The sequence below is a fragment of the Pseudomonadota bacterium genome (genome assembly GCA_026388215.1).
GTDB lineage: Bacteria > Desulfobacterota > Syntrophorhabdia > Syntrophorhabdales > Syntrophorhabdaceae > JAPLKF01.
Genome location: JAPLKF010000276.1, coordinates 1 through 9,859, shown reverse-complemented (window position 1 = coordinate 9,859; position 9,859 = coordinate 1). Strand labels below are relative to the sequence as shown.

The 9,859-nt window shown below is 43.4% G+C and carries 10 protein-coding genes; 7 read left to right on the top strand and 3 right to left on the bottom strand.

All coding sequences use genetic code 11. The annotated features are described in order from the left end of the window. The 3 genes from lsrF to NTU69_12705 all read right to left on the bottom strand — a co-directional run. Positions 1 to 851 (bottom strand): 3-hydroxy-5-phosphonooxypentane-2,4-dione thiolase (gene lsrF, locus NTU69_12715; protein MCX5804367.1); only part of this gene is annotated, 851 nt, incomplete at its 3' end. A gap of 109 nt (positions 852 to 960) precedes the next feature. Next, complete coding sequence (folK, locus tag NTU69_12710; protein ID MCX5804366.1) at positions 961 to 1,518, bottom strand: 2-amino-4-hydroxy-6-hydroxymethyldihydropteridine diphosphokinase; 558 nt, start codon at positions 1,516 to 1,518, stop codon at positions 961 to 963. Positions 1,519 to 1,526: 8 nt separating this feature from the next. Then, complete coding sequence (locus NTU69_12705; protein ID MCX5804365.1) at positions 1,527 to 1,721, bottom strand: twin-arginine translocase TatA/TatE family subunit; 195 nt, start codon at positions 1,719 to 1,721, stop codon at positions 1,527 to 1,529. Positions 1,722 to 1,865: 144 nt separating this feature from the next. Here NTU69_12705 and NTU69_12700 point away from each other — a divergent pair, with 144 nt between their 5' ends. The 7 genes from NTU69_12700 to NTU69_12670 all read left to right on the top strand — a co-directional run bounded on the left by NTU69_12700 (position 1,866) and on the right by NTU69_12670 (position 9,822). Beyond that, positions 1,866 to 2,552 (top strand): hypothetical protein, encoded by a 687-nt coding sequence (locus tag NTU69_12700; protein ID MCX5804364.1) that lies wholly within the window; start codon positions 1,866 to 1,868, stop codon positions 2,550 to 2,552. Positions 2,553 to 2,830: 278 nt separating this feature from the next. Then, positions 2,831 to 4,369 carry a S1 RNA-binding domain-containing protein gene (locus NTU69_12695; protein MCX5804363.1) on the top strand — a complete coding sequence of 513 codons (1,539 nt, stop codon included), beginning with the start codon at positions 2,831 to 2,833 and terminating at the stop codon, positions 4,367 to 4,369. Between the two features lie 230 nt (positions 4,370 to 4,599). After that, positions 4,600 to 6,201 carry a class I SAM-dependent DNA methyltransferase gene (locus NTU69_12690; GenBank protein MCX5804362.1) on the top strand — a complete coding sequence of 534 codons (1,602 nt, stop codon included), beginning with the start codon at positions 4,600 to 4,602 and terminating at the stop codon, positions 6,199 to 6,201. Further along, complete coding sequence (locus tag NTU69_12685) at positions 6,191 to 7,276, top strand: Fic family protein (protein MCX5804361.1); 1,086 nt, start codon at positions 6,191 to 6,193, stop codon at positions 7,274 to 7,276. The genes NTU69_12690 and NTU69_12685 overlap by 11 nt, the downstream gene beginning before the upstream one ends. 248 nt (positions 7,277 to 7,524) lie before the next feature. After that, the gene (locus tag NTU69_12680) at positions 7,525 to 7,758 is read left to right on the top strand and encodes a hypothetical protein (protein MCX5804360.1); all 234 of its coding nucleotides are present in this window, start codon (positions 7,525 to 7,527) and stop codon (positions 7,756 to 7,758) included. Positions 7,759 to 7,765: 7 nt separating this feature from the next. Further along, the gene (locus NTU69_12675; GenBank protein ID MCX5804359.1) at positions 7,766 to 9,046 is read left to right on the top strand and encodes a restriction endonuclease subunit S; all 1,281 of its coding nucleotides are present in this window, start codon (positions 7,766 to 7,768) and stop codon (positions 9,044 to 9,046) included. Positions 9,047 to 9,060: 14 nt separating this feature from the next. Beyond that, positions 9,061 to 9,822: a DUF262 domain-containing protein gene (locus tag NTU69_12670; protein MCX5804358.1), complete on the top strand. Its 762-nt coding sequence runs from the start codon at positions 9,061 to 9,063 to the stop codon at positions 9,820 to 9,822. Positions 9,823 to 9,859: the final 37 nt, after the last annotated feature.

Sequence of the window (9,859 nt, the reverse complement as noted above, 5' to 3'; positions counted from 1 at the left end):
TCATACGCTGCTTTCGGTTTCTCTCCTTCATGAACGACCTTTCTTATCGCCTTAATCATGGCAACAGGCGATTCAGATTGAAAAATATTACGACCCATATCAACTCCGGCTGCTCCATCCTGGATAGCATTGTAAGCCATGGTCAGGGCATCAAGCTCCGGAAGCTTTTTGCCTCCTGCAATAACAATTGGTACCGGGCAGGCGGCTACTACCGTGTCAAATCCTTCTGGCACATAATAGGTTTTCACATAAGTGACACCGAGCTCTGCAATGATTCGCGAAGCCAGTCGCATGTATTTGGCATCCCGGCTCATCTCCTTGCCAACTGCTGTAACACCCAGAACAGGAATACCATAGCGGTTACCCATGTCCACAAGACGGGTCATGTTGTGTACTGTCTGTGTTTCCATTTTACCGCCAATAAAGACCTGAACAGCCATTGCTGCTACATTCAAACGGATGGCTTCGTCTATATCTATGGCAATCTGCTCGTTTGAGAGCTCATTTAAAATACTGGGTCCCCCGCTGGCTCTCAACACTACTGCCTTGTCAAAAGTGGGAGGGATAATTGTCCGGAGTATGCCCCGGGTAAGCATCAGAGTATCTGCATAAGGTAAAAGCGGCAGGATAGTGACATCCACACGCTCCAGACCTGTGGTTGGACCTTGAAAATATCCATGGTCAATGGCCAGCATGACCGTCTTGCCAGACTTGGGATTGAATATTCTGGATAGACGGTTTTTCATCCCCCAGTCTATAGAGTTGCAACCTTTCAGAAAGAAAGGTTCGCTCCTAACAGGAATGTCCACATAAAACTGTTTTTCCTTTTCAGATTCATCAGCTTCTGGCATGATTATTAACTCCTTTCATATTATTTTATGACAAGTATGCATAGAATAATTGTTCATTATTAAAATGGGTTACATTTTGCATTCTGCAATCGTAAATTGGTATTAAATCCTATCCCTGCAAGTGCTTTTTGTCAATGAAAATTCGGGGTTCTGTTGAGGATTCCATGACCTCTTTCTTGTCTTTGATTAATTTTAATTTCTGCCCATCGTCGATATACGAAAGAAATTCCTTCAATAGTTTGTTGAATGAAGGGTGAATAATATCAGGGTCTATTTCAATACAGGGGATGATAGCAAACTTTCTTTTGTGGAGTTCAGGATGGGGTATTTTCAACAATGGGTCATCAAGTATGAGATCACCGAATAGCAGTATATCCAGGTCTATTATCCTCGGACCACCCGTAACGTCCCTTTCCCTCCCCATCATATCCTCAATACTGTTTAAAAATTTCAGGAGCTCGAAAGGTGAATCACTCCACGTGATACATAATGCACAGTTTATAAAATCATCCTGTAAAATGTTAGAAACCGGTGATGTGAGGTATAAAGAAGATGCTGAGAGGAACCTTGTCCTTTTGTCCCTGATGATGTGTTTTATGCCTGTTGTGCAGTTTTCAGAACTATTGCCGATGTTTGAGCCGATCCCTATAAAGACCTTTTCATCCACAATAATTATTAAGAGGGTTTTTCCTGATCCTTATTCTCTTTTGGCGGGGCTACATTCTTTTCCTCGGGTTCATGTGTTGCCTTTTTAAAGCTCTTTATACCCTTACCGATTGCCCCTCCTATCTCCGGGAGCTTGCCTGCCCCGAAGACCAAAAGGATTATAATCAATATGACTACAAGTTCAGGAAATCCAAGACCGAACATGTCTCTACAATATCACTTTGTAATAATAATAGTCAACGCTTTTTAATTTTTGGCCTGCCCCTCAGGAAGTAAACTGATAAAAAACCATTTGTTTTTTTCATTTCAAAGGGTTACAATTTATTTATACAAAGCACGAGAGAATAATTGAAAGTAAATAAGGCACTCCTTGTACTTGAAAACCCCTGGTGGCCACCGAAGGAAAATCCCAAGAGGGCATCAATCCTGCCGTTTCTCCACGGGCTGGAAAAGCTTATAGGAACATATTCTATCTATTATTCGACCTTTTACAGTAAAGAGAGCTTCAAAGAAGCGCTGGTGGATGTGAGTAATACGATGGAAAAAAGATGTGTGCTCTATGTGGCATCTCACGGAACCAAGGGCTATATCGGAGACAAATTCAGGCTGACGACATTCTTTGATACGGTTAGCAATTCAGCAAAATTAAACGATATTGAAGGGGTGTTCATAGGGTCCTGCTATGTGGGGAATAGGGTAGAGGATTTAAAGGAAACTATAATGGGAACAAAAATAGCATGGATCTTTGGTTATAAGTGTGCACTGAACTGGCTCAACAGCACCCTGGTTGATCTTTCGATCCTGAGCGAAGTCATGAGCATGAGAGAATATAATTTGAGAACCGAAAAGATGACCCGGGAGTCTTTTAAAAAGGCACTTCAAAAATTTAACGGGAGTAACGAAATTGGCGAAGATGAGATAACCGGAGAAGAAGTGCTTCTCAAGGATTCAATAACCCTTGTTATCAGGCCCCACGGCTGCAAAAAGCCCCGCGATGTCAGCGATAACCTGTGTACCATGCTCGGATGGAAGTAGTTACTAAATGTCGAATTGCGAATGACGAATGAGGAAGCACGAATCGCGACTCCCGACTTCTCACTTACGACTCACATATTTTAATGAGGCAAAAGGTTGACCAGACTTATATTTTAGTCTAAACGTTTTTTATACTTCCCAACCTTTTTAAAAACATGGAGATTTTTTTAAGTGAGAGTAGGCTATAGGACAATGGACACAACGAAAAATAAAAGGTATAATCTTTTGAAACGTAATAAAGCCAATAATCATTAAAATCAGCTAAGAGGTTGGAGGATATGTCAGAAGAAAAGATTGAAATGAGCTATCAAGAAGGGAAGATTTCCAATGAAGAGACCGGAGGGGAAGATGATTTTGCAGTGTTGTTTGAAAAAAGCAGCAAGCTTCCAGGGCGGCTTGAACCAGGTCAGAAGGTAACATCCAGGGTAGCCAGTATTTCCGGAGATTTTGTTTATATAAATCTCGATGGAAAAAGTGAAGGAGTGATAGACCTTAAAGAGTTCAAAGACGAACATGGGGGCTACACTGTGCAGGTAGATGATGAGATTGAGGCTTTTTTTGTAACTTTCCAAAATGGTGTGAAAAGATTGACAACCCTCAGACATGGTTTATCCACCCTTGATTTAAACGGCATACGTAATGCCTACGATGCTGATCTGCCGGTAAGTGGAAAGGTGGTAAGCGAACAAAAAGGCGGTTTCGAGATACACGTAGGTAAGGTACGGTGTTTCTGCCCTTTTTCTCAAATAGACCTCAAGGGAAGCCGTGAAAAGGATGCATATCTCGGTCAGACTTTTCCTTTCAAGGTGCTCGAATACGAAGAAGACGGCCGTAACATTATTCTTTCACGAAGAGCCCTCCTGGAAGAGGAGCAGCAGATTAAACGTGATAATATCAGGGAGACCCTTGAAGTTGGAATGGAGCTAACCGGAACGGTTCGGTCCATTCAAAGATTTGGTGCCTTTGTTGACCTTGGCGGCATTGATGGCCTCATTCCTTTAAGTGAGATAGGATGGGAGAGAATTGAAAAACCAGAAGATGCCCTGTATGTTGGGCAGGAAGTTACCGTAAGAATCATCGCCCTCGACTGGGAGAAGAACCGTCTCACCTTAAGCCTTAAGGCAACGCAACCGGATCCTTTTTTAAGTGCAGCGGAAAAATATCCCGTTGATAGTCTGGTCCACGGAACGATTGTGAGCCTTGCACCATATGGCGCCTTTGTTAACCTTGAACCAGGAGTGGACGGGTTGATTCATATCTCAAAATTTGGTGCAGGGAGACGGATCAAACACCCCAAAGAAGTTGTTGAGGTAGGTCAGCTTGTAGAAGTTTATGTTCGGGAAGTAGATATTAAGAGCAAAAGAATATCCCTTTCCATGGAACAAAAACTGGAATCCGAAATGATTGCCATGCCTCAGGTCGGCGATATCCTTGACGGCATTGTGGAGAAAGCCTTACCATCCGGTGTGCTCCTGAAGATGAACAACGGGATAGCCGGTTTTATACCCAACTCAGAGATGGGTACCCCTCGTGGTGCCAATCACAACAGGATGTTCCCTGTTGGAACGGGAATGCAGGTTATTGTAAAGGAAGTCGATGTAATCCGAAACAGGATGATCCTGAGCCGGAGTGGCGTGGCTGAAAAATTAGAGCAGGAAGAGCTTAGCCGGTACAGGGGTGAAGTCATGAAAGATGAGTCAACCGGAAGTGGTCTTGGCAACCTGGGAGAACTCCTAAGGGCTGCGATGGATAAGAACAACGAGACAAAAAAGCAGAAAGCAGGCGATAAAAAGGTCAAACCCCCGGCTTACACGTAATCCACGTTTCCCCCGCACAAAATCATTTGCATTATTCATTTCATGGGGTTAGAATCTTTTATAAGAGGGTAGGGGATTGAAATGACGAGAGACGGAGGACGATCACGCATACATGCGGGAACGAGAGACGAATTAAGGGATATAGTCAGAAATAAACGGATAGACGGAAGAGTATATGGGGCGGGGGTATCTTCCAATTCCTTTCACTGCCAACTGATGTAAGGGGGGTTATGCCGAAGGGTAAAACATTGGCTGCGAAGAAAAACGATAACGGGGCAAATCTTGGCTTTGAGCAAAAGCTCTGGCAGACGGCTGATAAGCTAAGAAACAACATGGACGCTGCCGAGTATAAGCACGTCGTCCTTGGCCTGATTTTTCTGAAATACATATCAGACGCATTTGAAGAGCATCACAAAAAGCTGGAAAAGCAGAACGCCGACCCTAAAAGCGACATGTATGTGAAGGACCCAGCCGCCCGTTACGAAGTCATGGAAGACCGCGACGAGTACCTCGCAGAAAACGTCTTCTGGGTGCCGAAAGAGGCACGATGGGACTACCTGCAAAAAAACGCAAAAAAGCCAACCATAGGCAAAATTGTTGATGACGCCATGGACGTCATAGAAAGAGATAACCCCTCACTCAAAGGCGTGCTCCCGAAGAACTACGCCCGCCCAGCCCTTGATAAGCAACGCCTCGGAGAGCTAATAGATATCATAGGCACAATAGGGCTCGGCGATGCGGAAAACAGGAGCAAAGACATACTCGGCAGAGTATACGAATACTTCCTCGGACAGTTCGCAGACGCAGAAGGCAAAAAAGGCGGACAGTTCTACACCCCACGAAGTATAGTAAGAGTGCTCGTAGAAATGCTTGAACCTTACAAAGGACGCGTTTTTGACCCCTGCTGCGGCTCAGGAGGCATGTTCGTCCAAAGCGAAAAGTTCGTACAAGCACGCGGCGGAAGAATAGGCGATATTGCCATTTATGGGCAGGAGTCCAACCAGACCACCTGGCGCTTGTGCAAGATGAACCTTGCTATCCGGGGAATAGACGCAGACATCCAATGGAACAACGAAGGCAGCTTCCTGAACGACGCCCATAAAGACCTCAAAGCAAACTACATACTCGCAAATCCACCCTTTAACGACTCAGACTGGAAAGGCGACCTCCTCAGGGATGATGCGCGGTGGAAATACGGCATGCCGCCCACCGGTAATGCTAACTTTGCATGGGTCCAACACTTCATATATCACTTATCACCAGCAGGGATAACAGGCTTCGTGCTTGCCAACGGTTCAATGTCATCCAACACCTCAGGCGAAGGAGACATAAGAAAGAACATCATAGAAGCCGACATTGTGGATTGCATGATAGCACTCCCAACACAGCTATTCTACAACACGATGATTCCTGCCTGCCTCTGGTTTGTTGCCAGGGATAAGAAGAACCATAAATACCGCGACAGGCGCGGAGAAGTTCTCTTCATTGATGCTCGCAAAATGGGCATACTTGTGGACAGGCGGCACCGAGAACTTTCAGAAGAGGAAGTCCAGAAGATAGCCTTAACATACCACGCATGGCGGGGTGAGGGCGGAACATACGAAGACGTCAAAGGATTCTGCAAATCCGTAACGCTGGAAGATATACGCGGGCACGGCCATGTCCTCACGCCGGGGCGCTACGTGGGCGCAGAGGCGGTTGAGGACGATGGTGAGCCCTTCCATGAGAAGATAACCCGCCTCACCACCACGCTCAAAGAGCAGTTTGCAGAATCAGCACGACTGGAAGCCGAGATAAAGAAAAATTTAAGAGGGCTGGGCTATGAAATTTGATCCGACAAAACCTTACAACGATTTACCTATGCTACCCCCAAAAACTGACCTTGAAACTAAGGCAATACTCAAAAAGGCGATCACTGCGGGACGTGCTTTAGCGGAACTGAAAGGGCTTGGCGAGACAATCCCAAACCAGTCTATTCTCATAAATTCGCTGGTATTACAGGAAGCGAAAGCCAGTTCAGAAATTGAAAATATTATCACTACGAATGATGCCCTGTTTCGTGCATTTGCTGCGAAAACGAGTCAGATTGATCCTGCAACAAAAGAAGTTCTCCGTTATAGAGAAGCTTTATGGGAAGGCTTCAACCTGCTAAAGGAAAAACAATTGCTGACAACAAACCTCTTAGTTAAAATCTATCAAACAATCAAACAGAACAATTCAGGCATAAGAAATACCCCTGGCACAAAGATAGCAAATGCCGCAACCGGGGAGGTTGTTTTTACGCCACCTGAGGGAGAACAGATTATTAGGGATAAACTGGCAAATCTCGAAAAATATATTCATGAGGAGAATACGGTAGACCACCTTATTAAGCTTGCAGTAATCCACTATCAGTTTGAAACTATCCATCCTTTTTCTGACGGTAATGGAAGAACGGGGAGGATTCTCAATATCCTTTATCTCGAATTCAACGAACTGCTCGATTTGCCTGTTCTTTACCTTAGTAAGTATATAATTGAAAAAAAAACGGAATACTACCGTCTCTTGCGCAAAGTTACAGAATTTGATGAGTGGGAACCGTGGATTGTCTATATGCTGGATGCCATCGAACAAACCGCTCTGTTCACCAAAAACAAAATTATTCAGATCAGAGACCTCTTGGAAGACACGCTTAAAGTGGCGAAGAAAAAGCTCCCTGAACGGGTTTACTCAAAGGAGCTTATAGAACTGTTGTTTCACCAGCCGTATACAAAAGGCGAGTTTCTTGTTGAAGAAGGAATAGCAAAACGGCAGACGGCGGCAGAGTATTTAAAGGCCCTTGAGAAGGTCGGGATTCTTAAAAGCCAGAAACTTGGTAAAGAGAGGTTGTATCTCAACGTGAAGCTATATGAGTTGTTATCAGGTTAACATGTCGATGCCATCGACATGTTGGAGAAACGTGTCGATTGCTATTGATTTTATCGACATGAAATATAAACGTGTCGATAATGTCGACACGATATACGAACATGTCCATAATCAAACTTTTTTGGACACGCTTTAGGGATATGGACATGACGGGGATAGGTAGTGACTACAGGCAGGACGAGGTATGGAAGCGTATTTTTGCGATTTCATGAAAGTTGTGAACGGGTGTAAAAGAGAGGTAACACAAAATGAATGTTGAAGAATTGATCAAATATTTGCAGGCATACCCCTCACATGCCCGGGTCGTGGTGCCGGGGTATGAGGGTGGATACGACGATATTACCCTCGTGAAAGAGATTTCGATCAAACCTACCGCCGATAGCAAGTGGTATTACGGCAGATACGAGAAAGCCGATCCCGAAACGACCAAGCAGAGCGAGCAGGCGGTGCTGCTGTTTGGAAAAAGTAGGAGTGAAGGGTAAGGGAATAATGGGTGATGCACTTAAAACAGTCGGCAGTTTCGTACCATTTACCTATGGCAAGAGCCTCCCTGAGGGATTGCGCAATCCATACGGGCGTGTTCCTGTTTACGGATCAAATGGTGTTGTTGGATACCACGACACTTCGCTTACAGATGGACCCACGATAGTCGTGGGAAGAAAAGGAACTGTCGGAGCAGTGCACTTCAGCCCGGTCCCATGCTGGCCAATAGACACAACGTTTTATGTAACAGACAAGGATCCGGCTTTACTACGTTTTAAGTATTATATACTTAAGTCTCTTGGCCTCGAATATATGAACGAAGACAGTGCAGTACCCGGTTTAAACCGTGAAGCTGCTCATGCAAGAAAAATTAGGGTTCCAGACATCTCCGAGCAACGAACCATTGCCAATATCCTCGGAACGCTGGATGACAAGATTGAACTGAACCGGCGGATGAATGAAACGCTGGAGGCTATGGCACAGGCGTTGTTCAAGAGCTGGTTCATTGACTTCCTGCCTGTGCGTGAGAAGCAATGCGCACGCACGCAGACAGGTGACCCCGGCCTCCCCAAAGAAATCTCCCTGCCTGCGCCGCCAAGCAAAGCGTCGCGGCAGGCAGGCGACCTATTCCCCGATTCCTTTGAAAATTCGGAGTTGGGGGAGATACCAATAGAGTGGAGTATTAGAAAGTTAGGGGATATAGGAAAGATTCAACCCGGCTACGCTTTTAAAAGTCAGGATTTTGTGAATGAAGGTATTAAGGTAATAAAAATAAAGAATATCCAAAATTCTGTTGTAGATATTTTTGAAGGAGACTATGTAAGCGAAAATATTTTTAAAAAAATTGATATTAAATTCAATTTATCCTCAGGAGAAGTATTGATGGCAATGACTGGTGCAGAGCTAGGGAAGGTTGGGATGATTCCAAAGATAAATTATAAAATGCTATTAAATCAAAGAGTAGGGAAAGTTGTTTCGAATAATACCTTTTTCTGTTACTTATTACTAAAACAAGATTATATCCAGTCTTATATGAAAGGTATTTCATCAGCAAGCAGTGCACAAGGAAACATAAGTAATGCTGATATAGAGGATATAGAGATCGTGCTTCCTGATAAAAGAGTCATCAATATGTTTACAGAAATCACTTTTCCGTTTTATAGACAAATGTTTTATAACTTGGGGGAAAATATTAAACTATCTCATATTATTGACTTACTGCTTCCGAAACTCATCTCTGGGGGAATCTGTGTAAGAAATATTATAGAAAGAAAATTGAACAATTAGGAGGATAAAATAATATGAACAATGAAATTGAATACAATCCAGAAGATATCCAGATGGAGCCTGTCGAAAGCGAAATAGAAGATTTAGAGAGTACGCCCATTGAATTTGAAATAGCTACTTATCCCGCAGATTATACCCTTGAAGTCCTTCATCAAAAATCAATATCTGGGGATATTGTTATCCCAAAATTCCAGAGAGGTTTTGTTTGGAAAATATCACAGGCGTCAAGGCTAATAGAATCCTTTATGTTAGGTCTTCCAGTCCCTCAGATTTTTGTTTATACAGATTCTGAGCAGAAGTCGTTGGTTATTGATGGTCAGCAAAGGCTTAAAAGCATTTTTTTCTTCTTTGAAGGGTTATTTGGAGAAGAAGACAAATTAGGAAAAAGAAAAGTTTTCAAGCTGGAAGGGATTAATGAAAATAGTAAGTGGTTAAATAAAGCATTTACGGATTTTACTGATGCAGATAAGAGGAAGCTAAAGAACTCGGTTTTAAGGGCAATTGTTATTAAACAACTTAATCCAAATGATGATACAAGCGTATATCATATTTTTGAGCGTCTTAACACTGGTGGCACTTTACTAAAAAATCAAGAAGTTAGAAATTGTGTTTATTGGGGAAAGCTTAACGACTTATTGTTGGATTTGAATATATACCCAGCATGGAGGAAGCTACTAGTGTTACGTCCCATAAATAATATGTCCATTATGCCACCAGTGGTTTCCCCGTATATGTCCATGCAAAAGGGTGTGCTCGATGCTCACTATAGTGTTTAATGTAGTACATAATCTGATCGACCATTGTTTTCTTTGA

Excerpts from the sequence above, each read along its gene's own strand:
- NTU69_12705 (MCX5804365.1), bottom strand. The coding sequence starts at position 1,721 with ATGTTCGGTCTTGGATTTCCTGAACTTGTAGTCATATTGATTATAATC.
- NTU69_12695 (MCX5804363.1), top strand. The coding sequence starts at position 2,831 with ATGTCAGAAGAAAAGATTGAAATGAGCTATCAAGAAGGGAAGATTTCC.
- NTU69_12680 (MCX5804360.1), top strand. The coding sequence starts at position 7,525 with ATGAATGTTGAAGAATTGATCAAATATTTGCAGGCATACCCCTCACAT.
- NTU69_12685 (MCX5804361.1), top strand. The coding sequence starts at position 6,191 with ATGAAATTTGATCCGACAAAACCTTACAACGATTTACCTATGCTACCC.
- NTU69_12670 (MCX5804358.1), top strand. The coding sequence starts at position 9,061 with ATGAACAATGAAATTGAATACAATCCAGAAGATATCCAGATGGAGCCT.
- NTU69_12675 (MCX5804359.1), top strand. The coding sequence starts at position 7,766 with ATGGGTGATGCACTTAAAACAGTCGGCAGTTTCGTACCATTTACCTAT.
- NTU69_12690 (MCX5804362.1), top strand. The coding sequence starts at position 4,600 with ATGCCGAAGGGTAAAACATTGGCTGCGAAGAAAAACGATAACGGGGCA.